This window comes from Ruegeria sp. BB10, assembly GCF_056535725.1.
Genome location: NZ_JBQFIW010000001.1, coordinates 529,680 through 555,031 on the forward strand (window position 1 = coordinate 529,680; position 25,352 = coordinate 555,031).

The window sequence follows — 25,352 nt, forward strand, 5'->3', positions numbered from 1 at the left end:
GTGAAAGGCTGCCTCATGAGCTTTGAAACCCCAGGACCCGTCGAAGCCCAGCTGCGCGACGCGATCAGCCCGATCGAAGACATCATCGACGAGGCGCGCAAGGGCCGGATGTATATTCTGGTCGACCACGAGGATCGTGAAAACGAAGGCGATCTGGTGATCCCCGCCGAGTTTGCCGATGCCGACGCGATCAACTTTATGGCCACACATGGGCGCGGGCTGATCTGCCTGCCGATGACGGCCGAACGGGTGGACGCCCTTGAACTGCCGATGATGGCGGTGAACAACTCATCCCGACACGAAACTGCATTCACCGTTTCGATTGAAGCGCGTGAGGGCGTGTCGACCGGCATTTCCGCCGCTGACAGGGCATTGACGGTCGCCACTGCGATTAACGAACAGAACACGATGGCGCATATCGCCACCCCCGGCCACATCTTTCCCCTGCGCGCCAAGCGCGGCGGGGTGCTGGTCCGTGCGGGCCACACCGAGGCCGCCGTGGATATCTCGCGTCTGGCTGGGCTGAACCCTTCGGGCGTGATCTGTGAGATCATGAAGGCTGACGGCACCATGGCGCGTCTGCCTGATCTGGTCGAATTCGCCAAAGAACATGACATGAAGATCGGCACGATCAGCGACCTGATTGCGTATCGGTCTCGCAATGACAATCTGGTGGTCGAAACATCGCGTGAGACTGTTACCTCGGAATATGGCGGAGAGTGGGAGCTGCGTATTTTCACCGATCAGACCCACGGCATCGAACATGTCGTCATGATCAAAGGTGACATCACCACACCCGACCCGGTGCTGACCCGCACACACGCCCTGCACGAAGCACCCGATATTCTGGGTCTGGGCCCGAAATCCTCTCGCGAACTGCCGCGGGCAATGGAAAAGATCGCCGAAGAGGGCCGCGGCGTGGTGTGTCTGTTCCGTCAGCCGCGCAACTCGCTTTACGCGGTCGAGGACGAAGGCCCGCGCACCATCAAGCAAACCGGCCTGGGCGCGCAGATCCTGTCCAAGATGGGTATCCAGGAGTTGGTACTGCTGACAGATTCGCCGGAAACTGTATATCTGGGGCTCGACGCTTTTGGCCTGTCCATCGTCGGCACCCGCTCAATCCTTAAGGATGACTGATCGTGGCTGAACAAGACAAACACGGCGTCCTGCCGACACCAACCTTCGACAAACCGGCGAAACTGCTGATTGTGGTCGCCCCGTTCTATCGCGCCATCGCCGACAATCTGGTAGCCGGTGCAAAAGCCGAGATCGAAGCGGCTGGTGGTACTTGTGACGTGGTCGAAGTACCCGGCGCGTTGGAAATCCCGACCGCCATCGCTATGGCTGACCGTCAGTGCAATTTCGACGGTTACGTCGCGCTGGGCTGCGTCATTCGTGGCGAGACCACGCATTATGAAACGGTGTGCAATGACTCCAGTCGCGCCATCCAACTGATGGGTTTGCAAGGTCTGCTCATCGGCAATGGTATTCTGACGGTGGAAAATGACGATCAGGCCGAAGTCCGCGCAAATCCAGAAAAGATGAATAAAGGTGGCGGAGCTGCCGCTGCGGCCTTGCATCTGATCGCACTCAGCCGTAAGTGGGGCGCCTCACAAAAGGGCGTTGGCTTCAAGCCCCCGTCCGAGTCCATCCTTGTGGCGGGCGACAGCAACGGACCCACGACAGCATGACCCAGACAGATGTGCCGAAACCGGCCAACCAGAAACGCCTGATGAAATCCGCCGCCCGGCTTTATGCCGTGCAGGCTCTGTTCCAGATGGAGCAGTCAGGTCAGACGACCGAACAGGTTGTGAATGAGTTTCTGGATCACCGGTTCGGCGCTGTCTATGAGGGCGAAGAGATGTTGGACGGCGATATCCGCGTGTTCCGCAAACTGGTCGAGGACGCCGTGAACTATCAGGCGCCCATTGACCAGATGACCGACCGCGCGTTGGTCGCCAAATGGCCCATTGCGCGCATCGACCCGACCTTGCGCGCCACGTTCCGTGCCGCCGGGGCGGAGCTGACTCAGGGCGACACTCCGCCCAAAGTCGTCATTACCGAGTTCGTCGATGTAGCCCGTGCCTTTTTCCCGGAAGGCAAAGAGCCAAAATTCGTCAACGCCGTGCTGGATCACATGGCGCGCGAGGCCCAGCCCGAGGCGTTCTGACGCCTTTACCATGGTCCGACACGCGCTACACTGACTGTACAAGCGCAATGAGGTCCGCCATGCCCAAACTGATCCGATTGTACATCACTCAGGTTATCTGGGGATTTGTCATCTCGGCCATCTTTGTCGGGGTGCTGTTGGCGCTTAACGTGGCCAATTTGCGCGGTTTGATCAGCGGTTCGGATATCGGTCTGATAGCGCTGTTCATGATCTGGTTCATGAACGGCATTGTCTTCGCAGGTGTTCAATTTGCCTATTCCATCATGAGCTTGGCAGAGAAACCGGGTGGTCCGCGTCGTGGCTCACCCGTCGTACACAGCTTTGAACCTGTTGCAGTTCAACAGAACGCGCCTGCGCCGAAGTAATTTTGCTTCAGAAAAATGTGGCGGGACCGCCAGTCAACCGTGCGGTGTGATTCCCGAGGACCTGTATGTACAGGTGGGCGCCAGGTAATCAGGCCAGGACCTGAACAGAGCCAGCCCCCTCGGAATTGCTTAAGGCCACCAGAATGCTACCTATCACAAGAAGGGCAGAACCCGCCACGCGCCTAAGTAGGGGTTGCGGCGGGTTTGCACAAGGGGTCAGGCATCGACTGTTTCGTGCAGGGCGGTGCGCATTTTGACGAAATGCTCATCCCAGCCGCTATCGAGCGACAGGATCAGACCAAAGGCTTCGGCACTCTGAGGCAGCCCTTCGTGTTGCAACGCAAGCCGTGTGCCGCCCGAAACGGGTTCGAGCGTCCATTTCACCACGCTGACGGCGTCCCCCATGGGTTTGACGGTGAATGTGTATTCCAGGTATTCCGGTGGGCGTGCAACGCGCACTTCTCCCCAGATCAACAGATCACCACTGGTTGTTCCGAACATCTCAAGCTTTTGTCCGGCGGCCAGCGGGCGTTCGGGTTTGTGAAACCATTCGGCCAGACGGTCGGGGTCCGTCAAATAGGCCCAGACGGTTGTGGGCTCGGCCCGTAGAAAGATCGTTTTTTGCAGAACGGTATGTGTCATGTGTCTTTCCTTTCAATGGCTTCTTTCAGTTTGTTCAGGCGGTCGTCCCAGAACTGGTCGAAATAGCTGAACCAGTCGAGAACAGGGGCCATCCCCATTGGTTCCAGTCGGTTGATACGTTCCCGCCCGCGTGTCTCGACCGAGATCAGACCGCCATCCGACAAGACAGTCAGATGCTTTTTGACGGCGGCGCGGGTCATGTCGAACCGTTCGGTCAATTGAGCGATGGTCATGTCCTGCGCGGCGAGCATCTGAACGATGTCCCTGCGGGTAGGGTCGGCCAGCGCACGAAATGCGTTTTGGGTTTGAGGCTGCATGTGCTTCACCATTCGTAATACCTTTTGGTATCACATTGAATGCAGTACCAAATGGTATTGTGTCAAGCCTGAAGTGGTTCTTGATTTTTGTTCACGAATTGTTCACATTTCTAAAATGACACTCGATCTGCAACCCGGACAAAAGCTGGCCCGCGGCGTGGCCCGCCATTTGTCGGCGCATGGTTTTGTTTCAGTTGAAGAATTCGTACCGATGCGTGGGCTGCGCGTCGATGTTATGGGGCTGGGCCCTAAGGGCGAGCTTTGGGTGATCGAATGTAAATCCAGTCGGGCGGATTATCAGTCCGATTCCAAATGGCAGGGCTATCTGGAGTGGTGTGATCGATTCTTCTGGGCCGTCGATATCGACTTTCCAACCGATCTGCTTCCTGCGGAAACCGGTCTGATCATCGCCGACGCTTATGACGCCGAGATTGTGCGCATGGCGCCGGAAGACAAGGTTGCACCGGCGCGGCGCAAGAAGATGATCCAGAAATTCGCAACCGACGCGGCGCGCAGGTTGCAAGCGCTACGTGATCCCAGGATTTAAGCGACTAGCTTTGGACAGCGCGGGCGGCCTGAGCAGCAGCGCGAATTTCATCCGCGATTTCCTCGGCCTCTTCGGGGTCGAAATCCATTGGGATTTCGATGTTGTCTGCCTCGATGAATAGCCGCACCATGCCGTGATCAGTGGGCCCGATCTGCAGGTTTGCCTGAATGTCGCGTTCGGTATTGATGCCCATGTTCGCCTCCGGGACTAGGCGTTCGTGCTAACGCGCAAAGGGTTGAGAATCAAGCTGCCTTTGCGGTCTGATGAGGTATGGAGAATATTCAGATCAGACCCTTTCGCGCCACTGATGCACCCTGGCTAGTAGAGCAGCACGGCCGGTATTATGCGCGCGACGAGGGGTTTGATTCCTCGTTCGGCGCTTTGGTGCAGAGCATTCTGGAGGATTTTGTGGCCAGCCATGATCCGACGTGTGAACGCGGCTGGATAGCGGAAAGCGACGGCCAAAGACTTGGCAGCATATTCTGCGTCGCATTGGACGAACAAACTGCAAAACTACGGCTCTTTCTGTTGCTGCCCGAAGCACGGGGGAGGGGCTTGGGAAAGCGCTTGCTGGACACCTGTATGGGCTATGCGCGTGGTGCAGGGTACGCTGAAATGCGGCTTTGGACCCACGAAAGTCACAGGGCGGCCTGTGCGCTGTATCGTGCGAATGGATGGCAGTTGCTGGACAGTAAGCCGGTGCATTCCTTTGGTGTCGATCTTGTCGAACAAAGCTGGAAAATTCGGCTTTAATCCTCTTGCATTCCTTGGACGCGTTCGGTACATCGCCCCTCACGAGTGCCGCCTTAGCTCAGTTGGTTAGAGCGCTGGATTGTGGATCCAGAGGTCCCCTGTTCAAGCCAGGGAGGCGGTACCATCTCCCTCAATATAGTCTGAAAAAACGTGCAAAATGTGCTGCTTGGAGCAGTGACTGATTTTGCTGTAGTTGTTGGCAGATTTGACGGCTGGCGCGCCTGTGATTAGCGCGCCAGGTTCAGTTTCAGCTTCATTTTGCTCCGCTTTTCTGCGGGCAAATGTCGGTTCAAGTGCTTATTCACGCGACCAAAGCTCCAGATGACCACGAGGGTCAGCAGGATAAAGTAGAAGGCCAGAATCGGGTAGGGGATGAACGGGTTGAATGTTTTGTCCGCAAAATAGCCCGCGTAGTACAGCGCATCGCCACGTTGCTGCCAGACCGGGAAGGCCGAGAAGAACACCAGCGTAGTGGCATGAAAGAGGAAGATCGCCTCGTTCGTATAGGCAGGCCAGGCCAGCCGCAGCATGGTTGGCCACACGATGCGGCGGAACCGTGCCCAGCCCGTCATGCCATAGGCATCAGCAGCCTCGATATCACCCTTGGGGATCGACCGCAGCGCGCCATAAAAGATCTCGCCGGAATAAGCGGCGGTGTTGAAGAACAGCACGATCAGCGCGCCAAGCCAGGCCGAGGTGAGCGCGTCGAGGAACGGATAGCTCTGCTTCAGCGACAGGAAGAAGAAATAGGCGAAGAAGAACTGGATAAACAGCGGTGAGCCTCGGAACAAGAAGATGAACCACTCTGCCGGTTTGCGCAGCCACTTATTCGTGGAAGCCTTGCCCATGGCAAGCGCGGTGGCCAGAAAGAACCCGGTCACCAGCGCCATGATCCCGAAATAGATGTTCCAGATCATGCCCGAGCCGATCAGGGTAAACTGTTCGCACAGGGTAAAATCGTTTCGTGGCAACAGACGTTCGCCAATCCCGATCGAGCGCAGGCCGTAATCCTGGATCGTTTGCAAGCAGCTCATGCGGTGGTCTCCTTGCGCAGCAGCTCTCCGCCCGAGGTCGCCTGACCGTGGGACAGGCGACGCATCAGCCGTTCAAGACCGATTTCCGAGACTCGGGTCATGCCCAGGTAGAACACCAGAAGGGCTAGGAAGTACCACATGCGCCAGTCGCCATGCGGGTATTGGGTGAATTTCGGGTTCTTGTACCCACCCAGCTCGCGCGCCCAATAAACGATGTCTTCGATGCCCAGCAGGAACAGCAGCGGTGTAGCCTTGATCAGTACCATCCACAGGTTTGACAGGCCGGGCAGGGCGTATACCCACATTTGTGGCACCAGAATGCGCCAGAAAGTCTGGCGGCGGGTCATGCCATAGGCCTCGGCCGTTTCCAGCTGAGCACGTGGGACAGCGCGCATACCGCCAAATAGTACGTTGGCGGCAAAGGCGCCGAAAACGATTGAGAATGTGATGACGGCCAGAAAGAAGCCGTAAGTTTCGTGTACCCATTCGGGGGCAGTGCCAAGCGGCAGCTTGGCGGCCTGACAGACGATAAAGTCATTGCCCTGTCGGATCGGATCAGTCCATTCCGGGCACAGTATTTGATGACGAGTCCATTCGAACGCCTGATCCAGTGCGATCACAAAGAACATGAAGAAGGCAATATCCGGCACACCGCGCACGACGGCGATATAACCTTTGCCCAGCAGGCTGAGCGGCAAGAAATGCGACCGAGCCGCCATAGCGCCCAAAAACCCAAAACCCAGCGCGACCGGCGCCGTAATGGCCAGCAACAGCAAGACCTTGAAGAAGGACAGGTAGAACACCCAATGCACACCGTTGGTCAGATAACACGAGAACCAGTGGAACGTGCCGAGTGTTTCGGGATCAGTGCAGAACGAGAAAATGGCGGGCCTCTTTGACTGGCAAGGGCGCATGGGCGGCGCGCCCAAAGATCAGGCGCGCCGCTGAATGTAAGATCAGAAGGTCGAGGACACTTCCCACTTGGTGATCAGCTCGTTCAGGCTGCCGTCGTCCTTCATGGACTGGATGGCGGTGTTGAACTTTTCTTTCAACTCACCGTCGGATTCACGGATACCCATGCCGACGCCACCGCCCAGCGGAACTTCGTCACCAACAAAGACTAGACCCGAGCCATCTTCGGTGAAAGGCACCAGGAAGGATTTGTCTGCCAGAACTGCATCCGCTTCACCACCACGTACGGCGGCAATGGTTTCTTCCGGGCTTGCGAACTCAACCAGAGTTGCGCCGGAATCAGCAACGTAACCGGCCTGAATGGTACCGGTCTGCGCTGCGATCACGCCGCCTGCCAGATCAACGCCATCGGACATGGCGATATAGGCCGACGGATCCGGGGGCGTGTAGTTGTGGGTGAAGTCGATGACTTCGTCACGCTCATCAGTGATCGACATACCCGCGATGATCGCATCGTAGTTGCCCGACACCAGGTTCGGAATGATCGAATCCCAATCGTTCTTGACCCATTCGCATTCCAGGTCGGCACGCTTGCACAGCTCATCGCCCAGCTCACGCTCGAACCCGTCAATCTCGCCCGCGTCATTGACGAAATTCCACGGTGCATAGGCACCCTCGGTGCCCAGGCGGATGGTGTCTGCCATGGCCATACCAGCGCCAAGCGCCAGTGCTGCAGTAGTCAGAATCAGTTTTTTCATTGGATACTCCCCAGTTTTGTTTTCTGTCCTGAAGTTAAGCCGCCTGAGTGGCGGATAGAAAGCCCCGAAGCCGTTCGGATTCGGGGGACGTAAAGATATCTTCTGGCAGGCCCTCTTCTTCGATCAGACCCTGATGCAGGAACACGACGTGGCTTGAGATGTCGGCCGCCATTTTCATGTCGTGGGTCACGATGATCATGGTGCGCCCTTCGGCGGCCAAATCCTTGATCACCTTGATCACTTCCTGTTCCAGTTCCGGGTCCAGTGCCGAGGTGGGTTCGTCGAACAATAGCGCCTCGGGCTCCATGCAAAGGCCGCGGGCGATGGCCGCGCGCTGTTGCTGACCCCCCGAAAGCTGCGCCGGGTAGACGTCGCACTTATCGCCAATGCCGACCTTCGCCAAATATTTGCGGGCGCTATCCTCGACCTCTTTCGGGTCGCGGCCAAGAACGGTTACTGGGGCCTCCATCACGTTTTGCAGGATGGTCATATGGGCCCACAGGTTAAACTGTTGAAACACCATCGACAGGTTGGTGCGGATGCGCATCACCTGTTTTGGGTCGGCGGGGCGGCGATGGTGAAGGTCACCGGCCCAGCGTACGGGTTCACCCTTGAACAGAATCTCGCCCTGCTGGCTGTCTTCCAAAAGGTTACAGCAGCGTAACAGTGTGGATTTGCCTGACCCGGACGATCCGATAAGCGAAACCACATCCCCGCGTCTTGCCGTAATATCAACCCCTTTCAGCACCTCGAGATGGCCGAAACTTTTGTGGAGGTTTTTGATTTCGATAACGGGAGTGGAATCTGTCACGGGTGGCCCATGTGTTGTCGGTGTTGGTGCGGTAATAGGGCGCAAAAATCGGGGCAATGCAATGCGCAATTGACATCATCGGGTGCTGAAACCGTCAAATTGACCAAACGTACTGACCAAAATGATCACCGATTGGGTCAGATGGCATAATCCCGGACCGGATTGGGGACTGACAAATAGTTCTCGGCAGGGATGGTTATCAGGCCGCGAAGATGCAGCAGGTCGCGATCTTGTGGGTTCAGGTCGTCAATTGCTGCGCGAACAGCGCGGGCGATACCTGGTGCATCCTGCCCGATGGCCGTGATATAGGGTAGGGCGGGCGTCGGCGGCGTCGTTCCAACCTCGCGTAGGGACGCGTCAAGGTCGGAATGCGTCTTGAGCAATTCCCAGGTCAATGCATCCAACGCCGCGTAATCAGCCTGTCCATCGGTCACAGCGTCGGCAGAAAGCGCATGCCCACCGGTTTCAAGTATGGTTTTGGGGCACAGGTTGAGCGCCTCTAGATGAACCATTGGCGCAGCCCACCCCGATTGTGACAGGCCCTCGTTATAGGCAAACGTGCCGTTCGAAAGCCCGTGCAGATCGCGCGGGTCATTTTTTCGGGCCACAAAAACGGAGTGATAGTAACCGGGCGGGCACCCCTCAAGCCCATAGTCCGGGGTGCCGACCAGCTGTACGTTGCCATGTAGGCGGGTGCGGTAAGGCATGCCGCAGGTCTGCGCAAAGGTCAGGTCGGGGTGTTGCCAGACATCCCAGAAATCGGTGTCTCGCGTTAGCTGATCCGGGCCAAAGCCCAGGTGATCGCGAATCAACGCCCATAACCGATCATTCGCAGGCTGTAATGCGGGCATGTCATACATGCCCAGCATCGCGATCACGACTTGGCGGCCTTTTGACGTGCCAGGGCGGAATCTACGTCACTGACGCCCAGCAGGCTGACCACCAACCGCAACAGCGAATCCTCTTCGCCCGAGCGCTGTCCGTCGGCCAAAGCGACGGACCACATCGCCTGCACCACGGCCAGACGGTCGCCATAGGCCACGGCCTCTTTGATCGCGCGGGTAAAACGGACCGTGTCGGGGGCCTCAGACTCTAGGTCTTCGGCGCGGGCGCGCAGGGCGGCGGCCTCGAACGGGGACAGGCCATAACGTTCGGCTGAAATCTTGTCGATTCGGGCCATCTCGGTATCGGCATAGTCGTTGTCGGACCTGGCGATGCGCACCAGCAGGGCCGTCAAGGCCAGACGGGCATCATCATCGGCAAGCGGGTCGGGGGCGGGCTGTGTCAGCCGGGACAGGAAATCACTAAACATGGGTTAGATATAGATGGGGCTTAATGCTCTTCCAAGCTTCTTTGAACGCGCTCGCGGGCGGTCTGGCTGTCATTGAAGCTAAGGCCCATGGCAATGCGTGCCTCTTCCACGATCTTAATCTCACCTTCGTCTGTATCGCCATCGGCCAGAACGACCTCCCACAGGGCGTCCAACGCGGCAAGGCGTTCGTGAAGGTCGGTGGTTTCGCGGATCAGCTTGCCGAATGTGTCCGTCTCAGGTGCGGCGGCGTGCAGCTTTTCGCAGGTCGCGCGAACCTTGGCAGCTTCGATCGCATTGTGTTGATAGAGCCGCGCAAGGATGCGGTCGATCAGGCTGATTTCCTCAAGCTTATAGTCACGATCCGCCTGCGCCACACGCACCATAAGCGCACCCAGAGCCAGCTCGGCATCCGGGTCGGGCAGTTTATCGTGCTGCGGTGGGCGAAAAGCCTGAAAGAACTTCTTCAACATACGCTCAGGTTATTCCATATTTTGTGGGCCGCCAAGCACAGACCACCCGTCATAGGCAGAATGGTCGCAAGACTGTCGGATTTGGCAGAAACACGCTGGCGCGATCCACCTGCGGATGGATCAACCCGCCTGAAGCGCCTGTTTTGCCTGCTCTTGCAGCCAGCCCAGCATCTGCCGATAGGGGACAGGGCCATAGCTGACCCGCGCCACGCCCAGTGACGCCAGAGTGGCCGTATCGGGGGTGCCGGGAAGGGCAATAATGTTGACGGGCAACTCGGTCGATTCGCAGAGCCGAGCGATCAGCCCTTCGTCTTTGAGACCCGGCGCAAAGAACCCGCTGGCCCCGGCATCGGCATAGGCCTTGGCCCGTGCGATCGCATCGTCCAGCATCGAATTATCATGAGTGTCGGGCTTGGCTTTCAGGAAGATATCCGTGCGGGCATTGATGAAGGCCGGGATGCCGGCAGCATCGCAGCCTTCGCGCATTGCCTGGACGCGTGCTTCCTGCGTTTCGATGTCGTAGAGGTCGTTGGTGCCAACGATTTGGTCTTCAAAGTTAAAGCCGATGACACCGGTCTGCAGCGCAAGTTGAACATTGGCGGCGACGCTTAGCGCATCCTCAGCATAGGCGCCTTCGAAATCCAGCGTCACGGGAAGATCCACCGCGGCAACGATCCGGCGTGCATTGTCCAGGGCAGCATCCAGTGAGATTTTCTGCCCGTCCCCGAACCCCTGCGCCATCGCAACCGGCGCACTGCCGGTCGCAATTGCCTTGGCGCCCGCATCGCGGACAGCCCCGGCGCTGCCCGGATCCCAGATATTGTACAGGATGACCGGCTCGCCCTTTTTGTGTAGGGCGGCGAATTCTTCTGCTTGGGTAATCTGGTTGGTCATGCCGGTCTCCTGTCGCTGCTATGGCGGCAGTTAACCGTGCAAATAGTCGGCGCGTAAAGATGTTTCGCGCCGACCAACACAATACAGTGATTTGTCCGAGGTCAAACCAGCCGCGAACTGTCCTTGGCTGCGCGCACAAAGTCGCGGAACAAGGGGTGCGGGTCAAACGGTTTGGATTTCAGTTCGGGGTGATATTGCACGCCGATGAACCAAGGGTGATCTGACCATTCAACGATCTCGGGCAAACGTCCGTCCGGTGACATGCCCGAAAAGTTCAGGCCCGCCTTTTCCAGCTTTTCGCGGTATTTGATGTCTACTTCGTAACGGTGGCGGTGGCGTTCTTCGATATTAGTGCCACCGTACACCTCGGCCACTTTCGAGCCTTCGGCTAGTACCGCGTCATAGGCGCCCAAACGCATGGTGCCGCCTTTATCGTCGCCGACTTTACGTTCGACTTTGTGATTGCCCTGCACCCATTCTTTCAGGTGATAAACTACCGGCTCGAAACGCTTTTTCCCGGCCTCGTGGTCGAATTCCTCGGACCCGGCTTCGGTGATCCCCGCTGCATTTCGCGCAGCCTCGATCACGGCCATCTGCATGCCCAGACAGATGCCCAGATACGGCACTTTGTGTTCGCGCGCATATTGCGCCGCTTTGATTTTGCCTTCGGTACCGCGTTCACCAAACCCACCCGGCACGAGGATCGCGTGGAAGCCTTCCAGATGGGGGGCGGCGTCTTCTGTATCGAAAACTTCGGCATCCACCCATTCGACCTTTACCTTGACCCGGTTGGCCATGCCGCCGTGGGTCAGCGCCTCGGCAATCGACTTATAGGCGTCTTCGAGCTGAGTGTATTTGCCCACAATGGCCACGTTAACTTCGCCCTCGGCGTTGTGGATGCGGTCGCTGACGTCTTCCCACTTGGTCAGATCGGGTTTAGGGGCCGGGCTGATCTGGAACGCGTCCAGTACGGCCTGATCCAAACCTTCGCGGTGATAAGCCAGCGGGGCGTCGTAAATGGTGGAAAGGTCCTGCGCCGCAATTACGCTGTCGGGGCGCACGTTGCAGAACAACGCCAGCTTTTCGCGTTCCTTGGTCGGGATCGGGCCCTCGGACCGGCAGACCAGAATATCGGGTGCCAAACCGATCGAGCGCAGCTCTTTGACCGAGTGTTGCGTCGGTTTGGTTTTCAACTCGCCAGACGCCTTGATGTAGGGCAGCAAGGTCAGGTGCATGAACAGGCACTGACCACGGGGCTTGTCCTGGCTAAACTGACGGATGGCTTCAAAAAAGGGCAGGCCCTCGATATCGCCGACGGTGCCACCGATTTCACACAGCATGAAATCAACTTCATCCTCGCCGATAGCGATGAAATCCTTGATCTCGTTAGTGACGTGCGGGATCACCTGAATGGTCTTGCCAAGGTAGTCGCCGCGACGTTCCTTTTCCAGCACGTTGGAATAAATCCGGCCCGAGCTGACCGAGTCGGTTTTGCGGGCCGCCACGCCAGTGAAACGCTCATAGTGGCCCAGGTCCAGATCAGTCTCAGCCCCGTCATCAGTGACGAATACTTCGCCATGTTCGAAGGGCGACATCGTGCCGGGGTCGACGTTCAGATAGGGGTCCAACTTGCGCAAACGCACCGAGTATCCCCGGGCCTGCAACAGGGCACCCAGAGCCGCCGAAGCCAGCCCTTTGCCCAAGGACGAAACCACACCACCAGTGATGAAAATAAAACGCGCCATGTTTTTCGGCTGCTCCCGTGAGACGTCAAAATCAGCTGCCCGACGGTTCCGAAAAACCGCTGCATCACGGGACTTCACGTATAAAGGATTCGCGCCAATAGCGCAAGAGAACCGCAAGATGCTGTTGCAGCTCTCTTTCAGATTTCTAGGTTTTGTGGATCAGTTGGCCTGAGGAATCAGAGGTGCGTTGTCGCCCTGCGCCGGTGGCAGCAGATCATCCGCCGACGGAACCGCCGGGGTGCTTTCTTCGGTTGCCGCAGGTGCCGGAACGCCCAAACGGTCGATAACCGAGCTGCCCGAAGACTTCTGAGCCGCCAGAATGGTCAGCGTGATCGAGGTCACGATAAAGCAGGCTGCCAGAATCCAGGTCACCTTGCCCAAAGCGGTCGCTGCCGCGCGACCTGTCATGGCGCCACCGCCACCACCGCCCATACCAAGGCCACCGCCTTCGGACCGCTGCATCAGAACAACGGCAATCAGGCCCAGGGCCAAGAGGAGGTGGATGATGAGAACGACGTTTTCCATGGTGTTCCTGTACAGCGTGGCGTGTATCGCGTGGTACTTATGCAAGTTTGCCTTCGGGGGCAAGGGATGAGTTGGCATCACGAACGGTGATATTCCAGATCACAGCAAAGGGACTGGACAGGCAGATGATACGTAACGCAGGCTGCGGCCATGCCTCATGACCATCACGACCACCCGCACGCCCTGTTGCCGCCCGATCCCGCGCTTCGAGTTAAAGCGCTTGAGACGATTCTGACCCGTAAGGGTCTGATCGACCCGGCGGCGCTGGATGAGATTATCGACACGTATCAAAACAAGATCGGTCCACAGAACGGCGCGCGCGTTGTTGCCAAGGCGTGGGGTGATTCTGCGTTCAAGCAAGCCCTGCTTGCAGACGCGACGTCTGTTGTCGCTGATCTTGGGTTTTACGGGCGGCAGGGCGAACATATCGTAGTGGTCGAGAATACGCCGGAACAGCACAACATGGTCGTTTGTACCCTATGCAGCTGCTACCCGTGGCCTTTGCTGGGTATTCCACCGGGTTGGTACAAGTCCGACGCCTACCGCGCTCGATCGGTACGTGAGCCGCGCAAGGTCTTGGCCGAATTCGGTGTCGAATTGCCGCCAGAATCATCCGTGCGGGTATGGGATTCGACCGCAGAGATTCGCTACCTCGTGCTTCCCATGCGCCCGGAAGGCTCAGAAGGGCTGGGTGAAGAGGATCTTGCCGCGCTTGTTACCCGTGACAGCATGATTGGCACGGGCCTGCCTAAGGTGCCGTCATGACCCGTGTTCATGATATGGGTGGTCGGTTTGGGGACGGTCCGGTTACGCCCGAGGCCGAAAGCGCCCCGGTCTTTGCCGAGGACTGGCATGGTCGTGCCTTGGCCGTGACGCTGGCGGCCGGGTTTCTGGGGCAATGGAATATTGACGTCTCGCGCCACGCGCGCGAAAGGCTGTCGCCCAAGGACTACGCACGGTTCTCTTACTATGAAAAGTGGATATCCGGTCTGGCCGACCTGCTGGTCGAAAAGGGGGTGCTGACCTTGGATGATTTGTCGGGCGCAGGCACCGACGACCCACACCCTTTGGTAGCCCGTGCTCTGAAAGCCGGGACCGTCTCGGGAGCCTTGGCCAAAGGCGGGCCAGCAGATCGGGCTTCGGACGTGCCGATACAGTTTGAGGTCGGGCAGAATGTCCGAACTGTGGATCCCGCCGCCAATCGCCTGGTGAATGGCGGCCATACGCGACTGCCAATCTATGCATCGGGTGCAAATGGCCGAATTTTGCGGCTGCACGGTACGCATGTGTTGCCAGATTCAAATGCACATGGTTTGGGCGAGGCACCAGAGCCCCTTTATGCGGTGGCGTTTGCCGCGTCCGAGTTATGGGCTGACCCGGAGCATCCCAAGGACGAGGTCGTTCTGGACTTGTGGCAAAGCTATCTGGAGCCCGTATGAGCACCTGTACAACCCATTCCGCACCAGAGCCGGTTTTTGCCGAACCCTGGCATGCGCAGGTCTTCGCCCTGACAGTTGCATTGAACGAAGCTGGACAATTCGAGTGGTCAGATTGGGCCGATCGATTTTCGCATACTTTGAAATTGCACGGGTTGGACAAGGAACTGGATGGCGGGAATGATTATTTTCACGCATGGCTGGAGAACTTGGAGCAATTGTTGGTCGAACAAGGTTCGACGTTACCAGGTGACATTCAACGCATGAGAAATGCTTGGGAAGAGGCTTATTTGACGACGCCACACGGTCAACCGGTGCATTTGGCGGCAGGCGAATAGGAGGGGCGCTGCCCCCGCCGCCTGTTCTGGGCGACTCCTCCAAGATATTTGAGGCCGGATGAACAGGGGAGCCATACTTAATCTGGCCGAAACTATCCCCGCCGGAGGCACCGCACATTGCGCGGTTCTGAACTGCGGCGAATTACCGGTTTCCCTGCCGCTTTGACCCCGCTATATGAGCCGAGTTTGATAATTCAGCGCAAAAGGACCGGATATGGCCAATGTGGTTGTTGTCGGCGCCCAGTGGGGCGACGAAGGAAAAGGCAAGATCGTCGACTGGCTCAGCGAACGGGCAGACGTGATCGCGCGTTTTCAAGGCGGGCATAATGCCGGTCATACGCTGGTCATTGATGGTGAAGTTTATAAGCTGAACGCGCTTCCCTCGGGCGTTGTGCGCGGCGGTAAGCTGAGCGTCATTGGCAATGGTGTGGTTCTGGACCCGTGGCATCTGGTCAAGGAGATCGCATCAATCCGCGAGCAAGGTGTCGAGATCACACCTGAAACGCTGATGATTGCCGAAAACACCCCTTTGATTCTGCCGATCCACGGTGAGTTGGACAGGGCGCGCGAAGAGGCCGCCAGCAAAGGTACCAAGATCGGCACAACCGGACGCGGTATTGGTCCGGCTTACGAAGACAAAGTTGGCCGCCGCTCGGTGCGTGTTGCCGATCTGGCGGATGAGGCAACACTAGAGGCGCGTGTAGACCGCGCGCTGCAACATCATGACCCGCTGCGCAAAGGTCTGGGAATCGAAGCCGTCGATCGGGACAAGATGGTTGAACAGCTGAAAGAAATTGCTCCGCAAATCCTTCCGTTTGCCGCTCCGGTCTGGAGGGTGCTGAACGAAAAGCGCAAGGCGGGTAAGCGTATCCTGTTCGAAGGGGCGCAAGGCGCGCTGCTGGATATTGATTTCGGCACCTATCCTTTTGTGACCTCGTCCAACGTGATCGCGGGGCAGGCGGCGACCGGCGTGGGTATTGGGCCGGGATCGGTCGATTTTGTTCTGGGGATCGTCAAGGCATACACAACCCGCGTGGGTGAGGGGCCTTTCCCAACCGAACTGGATGATGACGACGGCCTGCGCCTGGGGACTCGCGGGCGTGAATTTGGCACCGTTACCGGGCGCAAGCGCCGTTGCGGTTGGTTCGATGCCTGCCTTGTACGCCAGACTTGTGCGACCAGCGGTGTAAACGGCATCTCGCTGACCAAGCTGGACGTGCTGGATGGGTTTGAGACGCTGAAAATCTGCGTGGGATACGAGTTGGATGGCGAGCGTCTGGACTATCTGCCTACCGCAGCTGATCAACAAGCGCGCTGCAAACCCATCTACGAAGAAATGCCGGGGTGGAGTGAATCCACCGAAGGCGCACGCAGCTGGGCCGATCTGCCTGCCAACGCGATCAAATACGTGCGTCGCGTCGAAGAGCTGATCGAGTGTCCCGTGGCCCTTCTGTCTACCAGTCCGGAGCGGGACGACACCATTCTGGTGACCGACCCGTTTGCCGACTGATGAGCGATCACGGCAAATCCGGTCTGAGCTACAAGGCCCGGCGGCGTTGGTCGCTGGTGCTGCTGTTGATTGGGCTTCCTATCTATATCGTGGCGGTTGTGACGGTGGTGAACTGGCTCGACCGTCCGCCCATCTGGTTGGAACTGCTGGTCTACGTCGGATTGGGCATTGTGTGGGCGCTGCCGTTCAAATTTGTCTTCAAAGGTGTTGGCAAAGAAGACCCAGAGCACAACTCGGATTGATCACTGGCAATTCAGGTGATGAAGAGAAAAGGGCCAAAGTAACCTCTGGCCCTTTATCCATTGTACTGGTTGGGGGGGATTATCCCGCGGCGCGCTCGTCATCCGGGCGGAACCCGATCTGGGTCGAGGCCGCGAAACGCCCGCCGCCCGCTTTTTCAATCTTTCCATCGCGTAGCAACTGACCGAAGGACCGCAGGCTTTCTTCGCGGTTGAAGTCATTTTGCTTGAGTGAGCGGATTTTGTTCATCAACTGCGGGCGCGAAAACTGTTCCTGACCTTCGATGAACGACAGGTACGCGGCGGCAGCCTCAAGCAAGTCGGGTAGGGACTGCGCGCCCTGTTCCTGCGCAAACAGAGCAAAGCCACCTTCCTCGGGTGTTTCGTCTTCGGCTTCAGTTTCTGATTTGACGCGGCGAGGGGTAACTGGTCCGGCGTCTACGGTTTGATTGTCGATGCGCTGTTCAGCGACCAGCTTAAGAGGGGCTGCATCGTCACTGATGGGGCGCATGCTGGTGACCTGAATTTCCGGGCGGCGCGGGCTGACAACCGAGGAAAGATCTCCACGATAGCCCTGTTCCTCACTGTCCTGTGCTGTGGCCATACCGTCGCCACGTTCAGCTTCGGTTGCGGCGACGGCCGCCCGCAGATGCGTGTAGGCCTCGCGCTGATCGCTGGTGTCCGGGTCGTTCAACTGTTTGCCGGCCTTATCCATCAGGCGCGATACGTCCCGGTCCAGATCTGACGTTCCAGCGTCTGTATTGGCCGAGCGTTTTGCCAGTACAGCTTCCACGCTTGAAATCTCTTCCAGCAGGTCGACTTCATCCTCTTCCGTCAACACACCTTCGTCGGTGGCTTCGACGACGTCTTCATCTGCACCGGCGTCGTCGAGAATGTTGGCCTCCTCTTCAGAATCGCTTTTCGCAATGTCTTCGAGGTCCGAGAACAGCACTTCGGATGTGTCTTCCTTTTCTGCTTCGGTCTGGTCTTCCGATGTCGCGTCCAACACCTCTGAATCCAGATCCTCGGCTTCGACTTCCAGTGCAGGGGCTTCGGATTCTTCGATCTGAGGCATCTCAGCCTCGGCTTCTTCTGTTGCCGGTGCTTCGTCTTGCGTTTCGACGTGCGCGCTGGCCTCTTCAGTGTCGTCCAGATCAACGGGGTCAAGCGAACCAGCTGCGAAGGCCGCAGCCACTGCATCAGACGGAGCGGCGCTTTTCATCAAGGTCGTGTCTTCGTCTTCCGTGTAGATGACCGAGTTTTCTTCGGAATGAGAGACAACGGCCCGGATGCGCTGCAGCTTGGCGGCAATACTGTCAGCGGCAGGCGCCGGGGCATCTTCTACGGTTTCCGCGTCAGAAAAAACGGGCTGAGAAGAGGGCGGCGTGTCGATAACATTCAAACCCTGAGCGCTGGCGGCGGATTGGGGGGATGGAGCGTTTTCTTCGGTTGCGCGGATCAGCAGGCCAGAGTCGTTCTGACTGGCTTCGACCCTGCGGGATGCGTCACGCTGCGCGATCCGTGTCAGCATTTCGGTGTCAGGCTGTGGGGGTTCAGAACCAAAGTAGCGATCATCAGCCGCGAGATCGCGGAAGTATTCGGCAATCGCTTTCATCGTTTCAAAGGAATCATCAAAGCCTTCCAAAGTGCACGAGAAGGTTCCATAAGAAACGGTCAAAACCTTGTTATTCTGTACCATCAGACGCACGTCCTCTACAAACTACTAGAGCCACCCACCCAATAGAGGGCACACCTATGGCTCGAAACTCTCTGCATGAACCTACCATTTTGTGGTCTCAATGTGTCCAAATCCGGGAAAAATGATCAATCTTAAAAAAAATCAGTCGATTGTACGGTCTGAGGAGCCAATCGCGGTGGTCGGAGGCGGAGAAATCGGTCCAGATGACCTAAATTTGGCGCTGATTCGCGTCAATACCGTTGTTGCCGCAGATGGCGGAGCGATCCCGCTGATGGATTCGGGGCGGATGCCGGATGCGGTTATTGGTGATTTTGATTCGCTCAGCAGCGCCTATCGCGACCGGATTCCGGCAGAGCGATTGTTTCCGATCCGCGAGCAGGACAGCACGGATTTCGACAAGACCCTGCGCAGTGTCGAGGCGCCGCTAGTGCTAGGGGTTGGGTTTCTGGGCGGGCGGCTGGATCACCAATTGGCGGTGCTGAGCGCGTTGATCCGACTTCAGGATCGCCCGTGCATTTTGCTAGGGGAGCATGAAGTCGTATTCCACGCCCCACCGCGGATCGCTTTTGACCTTTCACCCGGCGATGTGGTGTCGCTGTTTCCGTTTCAGAGGGTAACGGGGCGCAGCCGTGGATTGGAATGGCCGATTGATGATCTGGTGTTAGAGCCGAGCGGTCGCGTCGGGACCTCCAATCGCGCGTTGGCTGATGTAGAACTGGAGGTGGACAGGCCCGGCCTTTTGGTCATGGTTCCGCGCAACGCCTTGGATCAGATCATGCAGGCGTTTCTGTCGGAGCAGACCGGGCGTTGGCCCGCTCGTGCAGAATAACGTAAAGGCCCGCGGCGATGGTGATGGCTATGCCGATGGCCGCAACCCCGTTGGGCAGGTCGTGAAAGACGAGCCAGCCGAATAGGGTGGCCATTGGAATTTCCAGATATTGCATCGGGGCCAGCGTAGCCGACGGCGCAAAGCGCAGCGACCATGTCATCAACAGATGCGCGACGGTTCCCAGCAGCCCGATTGCGATCAGCAAAAGGTGAATGTCCGGGTGAGGTAAGATCAGCGATACGGCCCAACTGCCACCGATTGTTCCGGCCAATAGAACCGGCAGCATTAGGATTATAGCCATCATGCCCGATGCCGCTTGTAGGGTGATTGGGTCTGTTTCTTTGGCGATCTGGCGCGTCACCAGCATGAACAGGGAAAAGAGCAAAGCTACCACAAGCGGTAGCAGGGCTGCGGCCCCCACTTGTACAAAGCTGGGCTGAATGACCAGCAAGGTCCCAACAAAGCCAACGGCGCAGGCTATCAGGCGGCGTGGGCCAACGGTTTCCTTCAGTATGTATTTGCCCAGGATCAACATGATGAACGGCATGACAAAGACGATGGCGATCGCGTCGGCCAGCGGCAGGAAAAGCAGTGAGCTGAACATGGCTGAGAGGGCGAGGATATGCAGAACCGTGCGAATAAATGTCAGCCACAGGATACGGCCACGCATGCGCAGGGATCGCCCGGTCAATACGGCCAGTGGGACCAGCACCAGCGCCTGAACGGCGAAGCGGACAAAGACAAGCATGCCGACAGGTGTGGTTTCGGCCAACAGCTTTGCCATCGCGTCGCCCATCGGCGCGATGATGCAAAAGCCAAGCATCAGGATGATGCCAAAGACCGGACGATCCTGTGTCATAAAGGCGACGCTACGGGGTTTGGGGTCCGGTGGGAAGCGTCTAGGGCAGGGGTTGAACCTTGGTATAGTCTGGACCGATGCAAGTGGGCAGGCCGTCACCCAGTTTCAGCCAGTTCAGCTTTTCCTCATGCGCCACGTGCAACGTTGGCTCCAACTGGTTCGGGTCTTCCAGTGTTGCCACGTACAGATGCAGCACGTCCGACATGGCTTGTGATCGGAATGATATCGGAGTGCCGCAATTGGGGCAGAAACTGCGGGTGACACCGGGCGACGAGGCAAAGGTTTTCGGCTCGTCCCCGGTCCAGCGCCACTGGCCGTCGCGCACGCCGAAATAGGTGGTCATCGGCGCGGCGCATTGCCGTCTGCAACTGTTGCAATGGCAGGTAACGCAGGACAGGACCGGAGGCGTAACTTCGTACCGGATTGTGCCGCACAGACAATGTCCCCGCATGATATCCCCCTTATTGCGGCATCAGCAGTTGGGTACGTTCACAGCCAGGCCGCCCAGTGACGTTTCCTTGTATTTCTCGTGCATATCATGGCCGGTCTGGCGCATGGTCTCGATCACGGAATCCAGCGGTACGAAGTGTTTCCCATCGCCACGCAACGCCAGCGATGCTGCGGAAACGGCTTTGATCGCCGCCAGTCCGTTGCGTTCGATACACGGAACCTGCACCAACCCGGCAACCGGATCACAGGTCATGCCCAGATGATGCTCCAGCGCGATTTCAGCTGCGTTTTCAACCTGTTCCGGTGTTCCGCCCATGACGGCACACAGGCCTGCCGCAGCCATGGCTGATGCGCTTCCGACTTCGGCCTGACAGCCCGCTTCGGCGCCAGAGATCGAGGCGTTATATTTCACCAGCCCGCCAATGGCGGCAGCGGTCAGAAGGAAATCTTCGATATGGCTTTCCGACGCGCCGGGCACGTGATCAAGGTAATAGCGCAGCACCGAAGGCATCGTTCCTGCGGCGCCGTTGGTCGGGGCGGTCACGACCTGCCCACCGGCGGCGTTTTCCTCGTTCACCGCCATGGCATAGACACTCATCCAGTCATTGATGGTGTGCGGCGCGTTCAGGTTCATGCCCCGCTCGGCCAGCAGAGCATCGTGAATGCCTTTGGCGCGGCGTCGCACGTTCAGGCCACCGGGCAAAATGCCGTCAGTATTCAGGCCGCGCTCGATGCAATTGTTCATAACTTCCCACAGACGCGCAGTGCCCTTGGCAAAGCTGTCGGCACAGCCGCGCGCGATTTCATTGTCGCGCTTCATTTGAGCGATGCTTTTGCCGCTAGTCTTTGCCATCTCAAGCATTTCGGCGGCGGATTTGAACGGGAAGGGGACCGGGTCGCCCTCGTCGGTTGCCTTGCCTTCGGCCAGTTCCTCTTCGGTCAGGACAAAGCCACCGCCGACCGAGTAGTAAACCTGCCGCAGGATCACATCGCCTTGTGCGTCGGTGGCCATCAGGATCATGCCATTGGCGTGGCCGGGCAGGTTGTTGTCATAGTCAAAGATCAGGTCGGTCTTTGGGTTGAACTGAAGCGTCGGCAACCCTTCGGGCGTCACCGAGTGCGTCTTGGAAATTTCGGCCAGCGCGGCCTCGGCCTTATCGTTGTCGTATGTGTCGGGCACAAACCCGGCCAGTCCCAGAATGGTGGCACGGTCGGTGGCGTGACCGACCCCAGTAAAAGCCAGCGAGCCGTGCAGCGATCCGCGCAGCCCCGCAAATTCGAACGGGGACGCGCGCATCATGTCCAGAAAACGCGCGGCGGCCACCATCGGCCCCATGGTATGAGACGATGACGGGCCGATGCCCACTTTGAACATATCGAAGACAGATAGAAACATATCAGGTAGCTGAGCCTTCTTCAGGTGTAGCGTAACGTGGTGAGGTGAACGGCGTAACCCCCAACCCCTCGGCCGCGATGGCGGCTTGGGTTGCGGGTCGGGAATCCAGCCGCGTCAGGATGTCCTGCAGATGGGGCGTGTCCCTGAGCTGAAACCAGCTGCGATCCGCGCTGGCGGGGTACAGCGCCATCCAGCGCATTTGACACGCCAGATAAAAGCTTAAAACCGATGGGGTGTCGGCCTGCAGCCAATCCGGCGCTTTCTGGGCTTCGGCATCCACTACCCGCAAATGTTGGCGCAGGCGCGGGCGGATGCCTTCACGTAGGGTCTCGGCCTGCGCGGGGTCGATGTACTTTTCAGCATAGAAAAGAATGCGCAGATCGGCGTGCAGTGTGTTGGACGCAAAAAACAGCCATTTCAGAAACGCCGCCCGATCCGGGCTGTTGGGGGCAGGGGCCAGTTTCTTGTGCGTATCTGCCAGCCACAACAAAATGGCTGCCGTTTCAAAGATCGGTCCTTGCGGGGTGTCCAGCACGGGGATCAGTCCATTCGGGTTCAAGGACCGATAGGCCGCGCTGTCCTGTTCGTTCCGGCGGCGGTCCACCAGTACGGTCTCAAAAGGAAGGCCCATCTCTTCCAACACCAGTCTGATCACCAGCGAGGCGTTGTCGGGGGCATAATGAAGGCGATAGGGCGCGGTCATGGCCCCTATGTAACTTGCAGGGCGAATGCTGGAAGCCTCGATTGCGACGTTTCCCTTCGGAAACGCGTATTTTCCACGCATGTTTACGCGTGATGGCGGCGATTTGGCACTCGCGGTTGGTGGCCGCATTTCGTATAAGTCTGGCAGTAATAAAGGGAAACGCTGCCATGACCCGTGATCTGTCACCCATCGATAACGCCAAATATGTCGCCGCTCGTCGCGCTGCTGACATGGTGCAAGACGGAATGCGTGTTGGTCTGGGGACAGGGTCAACAGCCGCTTGGATGGTGCGTCGCATCGGTGAGCGGGTCAAAAAAGAAGGGCTGCGGATCAAGGGTGTTCCGACGTCGATCCGCACCGCGCAACTGGCCTGCGAAGTCGGGATCGAAGTGGTCTCGTTGGATCAGGCGGGGTGGCTGGATTTGACCATTGATGGCGCGGATGAATTCGATGGCGAACTGAACCTGATCAAAGGTGGCGGTGGCGCGCATCTGCAGGAGAAGATCGTCGCCACGGCCAGCGACCAGATGGTCGTTATCGCCGATGCCGGCAAAGAGGTCGAAACCCTGGGCGCCTTCCCTTTGCCGGTCGAGGTGATCCCCTTTGGTTGGCAAACCACCCGCACTTTGATCCAAGAGGTGCTGGACACGATGGATGTTCTGGGCACTTCGGCCATGCTTCGGATGGATGGTGAAGCCCCTTTTGTGACAGATGAAGGCAACCACGTTTTGGATTTGCACCTGCAGCGCATCGGCAACGCGCGCCAGTTGGCGCTAGTGCTTAATCAGGTGCCAGGTGTGGTCGAGAACGGGTTGTTCATCGACATCTGTGACAAGGTCGTGATTGGCCACGGGGACGGCCGGGTCGAACTGCGCGACATCAACGCGGGTACCACCGAGCTGGACGAATTGGTGGACAGTGGTGAGAACCTGTTCTCGGATTTGGCTGACTGACGAATGTCAGAGCTTTCGGCATTACAATTCGGCGAAGTCAGTTTCCAAAAACCGGACGGCACATTCGAGAGCATGCCCCTCCAGTTGCAATCTATGGCGAAACCCATATCTGAGCGGTTCGTAAGGACGGTTGAGCATTACTGGCCGATTTTTTTGCGTCCTGGCAAGATCAACTGTCTCACCAGAACGGTCTGGACTGTGGTGAGCAATAGGATACACCCGTGGCGTCGCTTTGATGGCGCTTGCTGAAAACTGAAAGAGGCACGGTAAATGAGCTTTGATTATGATCTGTTCGTCATCGGAGGCGGCTCGGGCGGGGTTCGCGCAGCGCGTGTGGCTGCTGGTGAGAATGGTGCCAAGGTGGCGCTGGCCGAAGAGGATCGTTATGGCGGGACCTGTGTCATCCGAGGCTGTGTTCCGAAAAAGCTGATGGTCTTTGCCAGTGAGTTCTCAGGGACAATGCAGGACGCGCAAGCCTATGGTTGGGATGTTAAACCCGGCGGGCTTGATTGGAACACGTTCCACGACAAGCTGGTCGCGGAACTGGATCGGCTTGAAGGTGTTTATCGCAATATCCTGAAAAACAACGGTGTCGAAAGCTTTGATCAGCGTGCCCATGTGGTTGATGCGCATACGGTTGAGCTGGCCGATGGCACGCGTAAGACGGCCAAGCACATCCTGATCGCCACCGGCGGTCGTCCGGTCGTGCCCGAGTTTCCGGGCGCGGATCTAGCCATCACCTCAAACGAAATCTTCCATCTTGAGAAATTGCCTCAATCCATCTTGATCGTAGGTGGCGGCTACATCGCCAGCGAGTTCGCAGGGATCATGAACGGGATGGGTGTGAAGACCACTCAGTTCTACCGCGGCGCGCAAATTCTGCGCGGCTTTGATGAGGAAGCACGCGGCCTGATCTGCGAGGAAATGCGCCAGAACGGTATTGATGTACGTCTGGGCACCAATGTGTTGGAGATGGCCAAGGAAGGTGACAAAATTCGCGTCAAAGCCACCGACGGCACCGAGGATCAATTCGATGTTGTCATGTACGCCACTGGTCGTGCGCCCAATGCCGACAACCTAGGGCTTGAGGCAGTGGGCGTTGAACGGGGTCGTAAGGGCGAGATCGTTGTGGACGAATACAGCCAGACGGGCGTGCCTTCGATCTTTGCAATTGGGGATGTGACAGATCGGGTGAATTTGACACCGGTTGCTATCCGCGAGGGCATGGCTTTTGTCGAAACAGTGTTCAAAGGCAACCCGACGCCGGTCGATCACGAGCTGATCCCGACCGCGATCTTCACCCAACCGGAGTTCGGTACCGTGGGATTGAGCGAGGAAGACGCTGCCGCGCAAGAACCGGTCGAGGTATATGCAACCTCGTTCAAGCCGATGCAAAAGGCGTTTGCGGGTGGAACGCAGCGGGTGCTGATGAAGCTGATCGTCAGTCAGGCGACCCGCAAGGTGTTGGGTTGCCATATCGTGGCACCGGGCGCGGGCGAGATGATCCAGCTGGCAGGAATCGCCGTTAAAATGGGTGCAACCAAGGAAGATTTCGACCGCACGGTTGCCGTTCACCCGGTTATGGCCGAAGAACTGGTGACAATGCGGCAACCTGTTCGCACTGCTTGATTTGCAAGCGCGCGCACACAAGTTACAAGGGACACCGTGATCACACGGTCCAACAC

The 25,352-nt window shown here is 58.0% G+C and carries 32 protein-coding genes and 1 tRNA gene; 15 read left to right on the top strand and 18 right to left on the bottom strand.

From position 1 onward, the window contains the following. Nucleotides 1-15: 15 nt before the first annotated feature. The 4 genes from ribB to ACR3EP_RS02735 are packed head-to-tail and all read left to right on the top strand — an operon-like array spanning nucleotide 16 to nucleotide 2,535. A complete protein-coding gene (gene ribB / locus ACR3EP_RS02720) occupies nucleotides 16-1,137 on the top strand; it encodes a 3,4-dihydroxy-2-butanone-4-phosphate synthase (protein ID WP_170348263.1) in 1,122 nt (373 codons plus the stop codon). A 2-nt stretch (nucleotides 1,138-1,139) separates the two neighbouring features. After that, nucleotides 1,140-1,691, top strand: coding sequence for a 6,7-dimethyl-8-ribityllumazine synthase (locus ACR3EP_RS02725; protein WP_170348264.1), 552 nt, complete (start codon nucleotides 1,140-1,142; stop codon nucleotides 1,689-1,691). Continuing rightward, nucleotides 1,688-2,170 (top strand): transcription antitermination factor NusB, encoded by a 483-nt coding sequence (gene nusB, locus ACR3EP_RS02730; protein ID WP_480636209.1) that lies wholly within the window; start codon nucleotides 1,688-1,690, stop codon nucleotides 2,168-2,170. Before ACR3EP_RS02725 ends, nusB begins: the two co-directional genes overlap by 4 nt. A 59-nt stretch (nucleotides 2,171-2,229) precedes the next feature. After that, on the top strand, nucleotides 2,230-2,535 hold the full coding sequence (locus tag ACR3EP_RS02735; protein WP_170348266.1) for a hypothetical protein: 306 nt from the start codon (nucleotides 2,230-2,232) through the stop codon (nucleotides 2,533-2,535). Between the two features lie 216 nt (nucleotides 2,536-2,751). Here ACR3EP_RS02735 and ACR3EP_RS02740 read toward each other — a convergent pair whose 3' ends face one another. Both ACR3EP_RS02740 and ACR3EP_RS02745 read right to left on the bottom strand, forming a co-directional pair. Continuing rightward, on the bottom strand, nucleotides 2,752-3,177 hold the full coding sequence (locus ACR3EP_RS02740; protein WP_170348267.1) for an SRPBCC family protein: 426 nt from the start codon (nucleotides 3,175-3,177) through the stop codon (nucleotides 2,752-2,754). After that, nucleotides 3,174-3,494, bottom strand: a complete 321-nt coding sequence (locus ACR3EP_RS02745) for an ArsR/SmtB family transcription factor (RefSeq protein ID WP_170348268.1) — start codon at nucleotides 3,492-3,494, stop codon at nucleotides 3,174-3,176. The genes ACR3EP_RS02740 and ACR3EP_RS02745 overlap by 4 nt, the downstream gene beginning before the upstream one ends. A gap of 115 nt (nucleotides 3,495-3,609) precedes the next feature. Between ACR3EP_RS02745 and ACR3EP_RS02750 the strand changes: the two genes are divergently transcribed. Next, a complete protein-coding gene (locus ACR3EP_RS02750) occupies nucleotides 3,610-4,041 on the top strand; it encodes an MmcB family DNA repair protein (protein WP_170348269.1) in 432 nt (143 codons plus the stop codon). A gap of 4 nt (nucleotides 4,042-4,045) precedes the next feature. Here the strand turns inward: ACR3EP_RS02750 and ACR3EP_RS02755 are convergent, their stop codons facing one another. After that, on the bottom strand, nucleotides 4,046-4,234 hold the full coding sequence (locus ACR3EP_RS02755; RefSeq protein ID WP_170348270.1) for a DUF6324 family protein: 189 nt from the start codon (nucleotides 4,232-4,234) through the stop codon (nucleotides 4,046-4,048). A 77-nt stretch (nucleotides 4,235-4,311) separates the two neighbouring features. Between ACR3EP_RS02755 and ACR3EP_RS02760 the strand changes: the two genes are divergently transcribed. Next, nucleotides 4,312-4,794, top strand: a complete 483-nt coding sequence (locus ACR3EP_RS02760) for a GNAT family N-acetyltransferase (protein WP_480636212.1) — start codon at nucleotides 4,312-4,314, stop codon at nucleotides 4,792-4,794. 47 nt (nucleotides 4,795-4,841) lie between these two features. After that, nucleotides 4,842-4,918, top strand: a tRNA-His gene (locus tag ACR3EP_RS02765). 103 nt (nucleotides 4,919-5,021) lie between these two features. Here ACR3EP_RS02765 and ACR3EP_RS02770 read toward each other — a convergent pair. From ACR3EP_RS02770 to secG, 10 genes are all read right to left on the bottom strand, one after another. Then, nucleotides 5,022-5,828, bottom strand: coding sequence for an ABC transporter permease (locus ACR3EP_RS02770; RefSeq protein WP_170348272.1), 807 nt, complete (start codon nucleotides 5,826-5,828; stop codon nucleotides 5,022-5,024). Further along, nucleotides 5,825-6,712 (bottom strand): ABC transporter permease, encoded by an 888-nt coding sequence (locus tag ACR3EP_RS02775; RefSeq protein ID WP_480638989.1) that lies wholly within the window; start codon nucleotides 6,710-6,712, stop codon nucleotides 5,825-5,827. The genes ACR3EP_RS02770 and ACR3EP_RS02775 overlap by 4 nt, the downstream gene beginning before the upstream one ends. A gap of 72 nt (nucleotides 6,713-6,784) precedes the next feature. Beyond that, nucleotides 6,785-7,498 carry a transporter substrate-binding domain-containing protein gene (locus tag ACR3EP_RS02780; protein WP_170348273.1) on the bottom strand — a complete coding sequence of 238 codons (714 nt, stop codon included), beginning with the start codon at nucleotides 7,496-7,498 and terminating at the stop codon, nucleotides 6,785-6,787. Nucleotides 7,499-7,532: 34 nt separating this feature from the next. Then, nucleotides 7,533-8,309 carry an ABC transporter ATP-binding protein gene (locus ACR3EP_RS02785; protein WP_170357811.1) on the bottom strand — a complete coding sequence of 259 codons (777 nt, stop codon included), beginning with the start codon at nucleotides 8,307-8,309 and terminating at the stop codon, nucleotides 7,533-7,535. Between the two features lie 137 nt (nucleotides 8,310-8,446). After that, nucleotides 8,447-9,187 (bottom strand): phosphate/phosphite/phosphonate ABC transporter substrate-binding protein, encoded by a 741-nt coding sequence (locus ACR3EP_RS02790; RefSeq protein WP_480636214.1) that lies wholly within the window; start codon nucleotides 9,185-9,187, stop codon nucleotides 8,447-8,449. After that, a complete protein-coding gene (locus tag ACR3EP_RS02795; RefSeq protein WP_480636216.1) occupies nucleotides 9,184-9,621 on the bottom strand; it encodes a tellurite resistance TerB family protein in 438 nt (145 codons plus the stop codon). The genes ACR3EP_RS02790 and ACR3EP_RS02795 overlap by 4 nt, the downstream gene beginning before the upstream one ends. Before the next feature lie 20 nt (nucleotides 9,622-9,641). Then, nucleotides 9,642-10,091, bottom strand: a complete 450-nt coding sequence (locus ACR3EP_RS02800; protein WP_170348277.1) for a tellurite resistance TerB family protein — start codon at nucleotides 10,089-10,091, stop codon at nucleotides 9,642-9,644. Nucleotides 10,092-10,211: 120 nt separating this feature from the next. Then, complete coding sequence (locus ACR3EP_RS02805) at nucleotides 10,212-10,985, bottom strand: isocitrate lyase/PEP mutase family protein (RefSeq protein WP_480636218.1); 774 nt, start codon at nucleotides 10,983-10,985, stop codon at nucleotides 10,212-10,214. Nucleotides 10,986-11,086: 101 nt separating this feature from the next. Then, the gene (locus ACR3EP_RS02810) at nucleotides 11,087-12,730 is read right to left on the bottom strand and encodes a CTP synthase (RefSeq protein ID WP_480636220.1); all 1,644 of its coding nucleotides are present in this window, start codon (nucleotides 12,728-12,730) and stop codon (nucleotides 11,087-11,089) included. A 159-nt stretch (nucleotides 12,731-12,889) separates the two neighbouring features. Beyond that, nucleotides 12,890-13,255 (bottom strand): preprotein translocase subunit SecG, encoded by a 366-nt coding sequence (gene secG, locus ACR3EP_RS02815; RefSeq protein WP_058280875.1) that lies wholly within the window; start codon nucleotides 13,253-13,255, stop codon nucleotides 12,890-12,892. A 150-nt stretch (nucleotides 13,256-13,405) separates the two neighbouring features. Between secG and nthA the strand changes: the two genes are divergently transcribed. From nthA to ACR3EP_RS02840, 5 genes are all read left to right on the top strand, one after another. Then, the gene (gene nthA / locus ACR3EP_RS02820) at nucleotides 13,406-14,020 is read left to right on the top strand and encodes a nitrile hydratase subunit alpha (RefSeq protein ID WP_480636222.1); all 615 of its coding nucleotides are present in this window, start codon (nucleotides 13,406-13,408) and stop codon (nucleotides 14,018-14,020) included. Further along, nucleotides 14,017-14,694 (top strand): nitrile hydratase subunit beta, encoded by a 678-nt coding sequence (nthB, locus tag ACR3EP_RS02825; RefSeq protein ID WP_226688612.1) that lies wholly within the window; start codon nucleotides 14,017-14,019, stop codon nucleotides 14,692-14,694. Before nthA ends, nthB begins: the two co-directional genes overlap by 4 nt. Further along, nucleotides 14,691-15,029, top strand: coding sequence for a nitrile hydratase accessory protein (locus tag ACR3EP_RS02830; RefSeq protein ID WP_170348283.1), 339 nt, complete (start codon nucleotides 14,691-14,693; stop codon nucleotides 15,027-15,029). The genes nthB and ACR3EP_RS02830 overlap by 4 nt, the downstream gene beginning before the upstream one ends. A gap of 214 nt (nucleotides 15,030-15,243) precedes the next feature. Then, the gene (locus ACR3EP_RS02835; protein WP_480636224.1) at nucleotides 15,244-16,539 is read left to right on the top strand and encodes an adenylosuccinate synthase; all 1,296 of its coding nucleotides are present in this window, start codon (nucleotides 15,244-15,246) and stop codon (nucleotides 16,537-16,539) included. Next, nucleotides 16,539-16,781 carry a DUF2842 domain-containing protein gene (locus tag ACR3EP_RS02840; RefSeq protein WP_480636226.1) on the top strand — a complete coding sequence of 81 codons (243 nt, stop codon included), beginning with the start codon at nucleotides 16,539-16,541 and terminating at the stop codon, nucleotides 16,779-16,781. The genes ACR3EP_RS02835 and ACR3EP_RS02840 overlap by 1 nt, the downstream gene beginning before the upstream one ends. Nucleotides 16,782-16,860: 79 nt before the next feature. Here the strand turns inward: ACR3EP_RS02840 and ACR3EP_RS02845 are convergent, their stop codons facing one another. Continuing rightward, the gene (locus tag ACR3EP_RS02845; RefSeq protein WP_480636228.1) at nucleotides 16,861-18,477 is read right to left on the bottom strand and encodes a hypothetical protein; all 1,617 of its coding nucleotides are present in this window, start codon (nucleotides 18,475-18,477) and stop codon (nucleotides 16,861-16,863) included. Between the two features lie 121 nt (nucleotides 18,478-18,598). Here ACR3EP_RS02845 and ACR3EP_RS02850 point away from each other — a divergent pair, with 121 nt between their 5' ends. Further along, complete coding sequence (locus ACR3EP_RS02850; RefSeq protein ID WP_480636229.1) at nucleotides 18,599-19,306, top strand: thiamine diphosphokinase; 708 nt, start codon at nucleotides 18,599-18,601, stop codon at nucleotides 19,304-19,306. Here ACR3EP_RS02850 and ACR3EP_RS02855 read toward each other — a convergent pair. From ACR3EP_RS02855 to ACR3EP_RS02870, 4 genes are read right to left on the bottom strand one after another with little or no spacing between them, the layout of a single operon-like run. Beyond that, the gene (locus ACR3EP_RS02855; protein WP_170348288.1) at nucleotides 19,251-20,165 is read right to left on the bottom strand and encodes a DMT family transporter; all 915 of its coding nucleotides are present in this window, start codon (nucleotides 20,163-20,165) and stop codon (nucleotides 19,251-19,253) included. The two genes, ACR3EP_RS02850 and ACR3EP_RS02855, sit on opposite strands and share 56 nt — an antisense overlap. A gap of 40 nt (nucleotides 20,166-20,205) precedes the next feature. Further along, a complete protein-coding gene (locus tag ACR3EP_RS02860) occupies nucleotides 20,206-20,616 on the bottom strand; it encodes a GFA family protein (protein WP_480636230.1) in 411 nt (136 codons plus the stop codon). Nucleotides 20,617-20,637: 21 nt separating this feature from the next. Further along, nucleotides 20,638-22,011, bottom strand: coding sequence for an L-serine ammonia-lyase (locus tag ACR3EP_RS02865; protein WP_170374755.1), 1,374 nt, complete (start codon nucleotides 22,009-22,011; stop codon nucleotides 20,638-20,640). A 1-nt stretch (nucleotide 22,012) separates the two neighbouring features. After that, nucleotides 22,013-22,714, bottom strand: a complete 702-nt coding sequence (locus ACR3EP_RS02870; RefSeq protein WP_480636232.1) for a glutathione S-transferase family protein — start codon at nucleotides 22,712-22,714, stop codon at nucleotides 22,013-22,015. 167 nt (nucleotides 22,715-22,881) lie between these two features. Here ACR3EP_RS02870 and rpiA point away from each other — a divergent pair, with 167 nt between their 5' ends. Then, nucleotides 22,882-23,667, top strand: a complete 786-nt coding sequence (gene rpiA / locus ACR3EP_RS02875) for a ribose-5-phosphate isomerase RpiA (protein ID WP_170348292.1) — start codon at nucleotides 22,882-22,884, stop codon at nucleotides 23,665-23,667. 270 nt (nucleotides 23,668-23,937) lie between these two features. Beyond that, on the top strand, nucleotides 23,938-25,296 hold the full coding sequence (gor, locus tag ACR3EP_RS02880) for a glutathione-disulfide reductase (RefSeq protein WP_480636234.1): 1,359 nt from the start codon (nucleotides 23,938-23,940) through the stop codon (nucleotides 25,294-25,296). Nucleotides 25,297-25,352 lie beyond the last annotated feature (56 nt).

Bases quoted from the DNA above. Each gene is read 5' to 3' on its own strand.
- ribB (WP_170348263.1), top strand. From the start codon at position 16: ATGAGCTTTGAAACCCCAGGACCCGTCGAAGCCCAGCTGCGCGACGCG.
- nusB (WP_480636209.1), top strand. From the start codon at position 1,688: ATGACCCAGACAGATGTGCCGAAACCGGCCAACCAGAAACGCCTGATG.
- ACR3EP_RS02735 (WP_170348266.1), top strand. From the start codon at position 2,230: ATGCCCAAACTGATCCGATTGTACATCACTCAGGTTATCTGGGGATTT.
- ACR3EP_RS02740 (WP_170348267.1), bottom strand. From the start codon at position 3,177: ATGACACATACCGTTCTGCAAAAAACGATCTTTCTACGGGCCGAGCCC.
- ACR3EP_RS02745 (WP_170348268.1), bottom strand. From the start codon at position 3,494: ATGCAGCCTCAAACCCAAAACGCATTTCGTGCGCTGGCCGACCCTACC.
- ACR3EP_RS02750 (WP_170348269.1), top strand. From the start codon at position 3,610: ATGACACTCGATCTGCAACCCGGACAAAAGCTGGCCCGCGGCGTGGCC.
- ACR3EP_RS02755 (WP_170348270.1), bottom strand. From the start codon at position 4,234: ATGGGCATCAATACCGAACGCGACATTCAGGCAAACCTGCAGATCGGG.
- ACR3EP_RS02760 (WP_480636212.1), top strand. From the start codon at position 4,312: ATGGAGAATATTCAGATCAGACCCTTTCGCGCCACTGATGCACCCTGG.
- ACR3EP_RS02770 (WP_170348272.1), bottom strand. From the start codon at position 5,828: ATGAGCTGCTTGCAAACGATCCAGGATTACGGCCTGCGCTCGATCGGG.
- ACR3EP_RS02780 (WP_170348273.1), bottom strand. From the start codon at position 7,498: ATGAAAAAACTGATTCTGACTACTGCAGCACTGGCGCTTGGCGCTGGT.
- ACR3EP_RS02795 (WP_480636216.1), bottom strand. From the start codon at position 9,621: ATGTTTAGTGATTTCCTGTCCCGGCTGACACAGCCCGCCCCCGACCCG.
- ACR3EP_RS02800 (WP_170348277.1), bottom strand. From the start codon at position 10,091: ATGTTGAAGAAGTTCTTTCAGGCTTTTCGCCCACCGCAGCACGATAAA.
- ACR3EP_RS02805 (WP_480636218.1), bottom strand. From the start codon at position 10,985: ATGACCAACCAGATTACCCAAGCAGAAGAATTCGCCGCCCTACACAAA.
- ACR3EP_RS02810 (WP_480636220.1), bottom strand. From the start codon at position 12,730: ATGGCGCGTTTTATTTTCATCACTGGTGGTGTGGTTTCGTCCTTGGGC.
- secG (WP_058280875.1), bottom strand. From the start codon at position 13,255: ATGGAAAACGTCGTTCTCATCATCCACCTCCTCTTGGCCCTGGGCCTG.
- nthA (WP_480636222.1), top strand. From the start codon at position 13,406: ATGCCTCATGACCATCACGACCACCCGCACGCCCTGTTGCCGCCCGAT.
- nthB (WP_226688612.1), top strand. From the start codon at position 14,017: ATGACCCGTGTTCATGATATGGGTGGTCGGTTTGGGGACGGTCCGGTT.
- ACR3EP_RS02830 (WP_170348283.1), top strand. From the start codon at position 14,691: ATGAGCACCTGTACAACCCATTCCGCACCAGAGCCGGTTTTTGCCGAA.
- ACR3EP_RS02835 (WP_480636224.1), top strand. From the start codon at position 15,244: ATGGCCAATGTGGTTGTTGTCGGCGCCCAGTGGGGCGACGAAGGAAAA.
- ACR3EP_RS02840 (WP_480636226.1), top strand. From the start codon at position 16,539: ATGAGCGATCACGGCAAATCCGGTCTGAGCTACAAGGCCCGGCGGCGT.
- ACR3EP_RS02845 (WP_480636228.1), bottom strand. From the start codon at position 18,477: ATGGTACAGAATAACAAGGTTTTGACCGTTTCTTATGGAACCTTCTCG.
- ACR3EP_RS02850 (WP_480636229.1), top strand. From the start codon at position 18,599: ATGATCAATCTTAAAAAAAATCAGTCGATTGTACGGTCTGAGGAGCCA.
- ACR3EP_RS02855 (WP_170348288.1), bottom strand. From the start codon at position 20,165: ATGACACAGGATCGTCCGGTCTTTGGCATCATCCTGATGCTTGGCTTT.
- ACR3EP_RS02860 (WP_480636230.1), bottom strand. From the start codon at position 20,616: ATGCGGGGACATTGTCTGTGCGGCACAATCCGGTACGAAGTTACGCCT.
- ACR3EP_RS02865 (WP_170374755.1), bottom strand. From the start codon at position 22,011: ATGTTTCTATCTGTCTTCGATATGTTCAAAGTGGGCATCGGCCCGTCA.
- ACR3EP_RS02870 (WP_480636232.1), bottom strand. From the start codon at position 22,714: ATGACCGCGCCCTATCGCCTTCATTATGCCCCCGACAACGCCTCGCTG.
- rpiA (WP_170348292.1), top strand. From the start codon at position 22,882: ATGACCCGTGATCTGTCACCCATCGATAACGCCAAATATGTCGCCGCT.
- gor (WP_480636234.1), top strand. From the start codon at position 23,938: ATGAGCTTTGATTATGATCTGTTCGTCATCGGAGGCGGCTCGGGCGGG.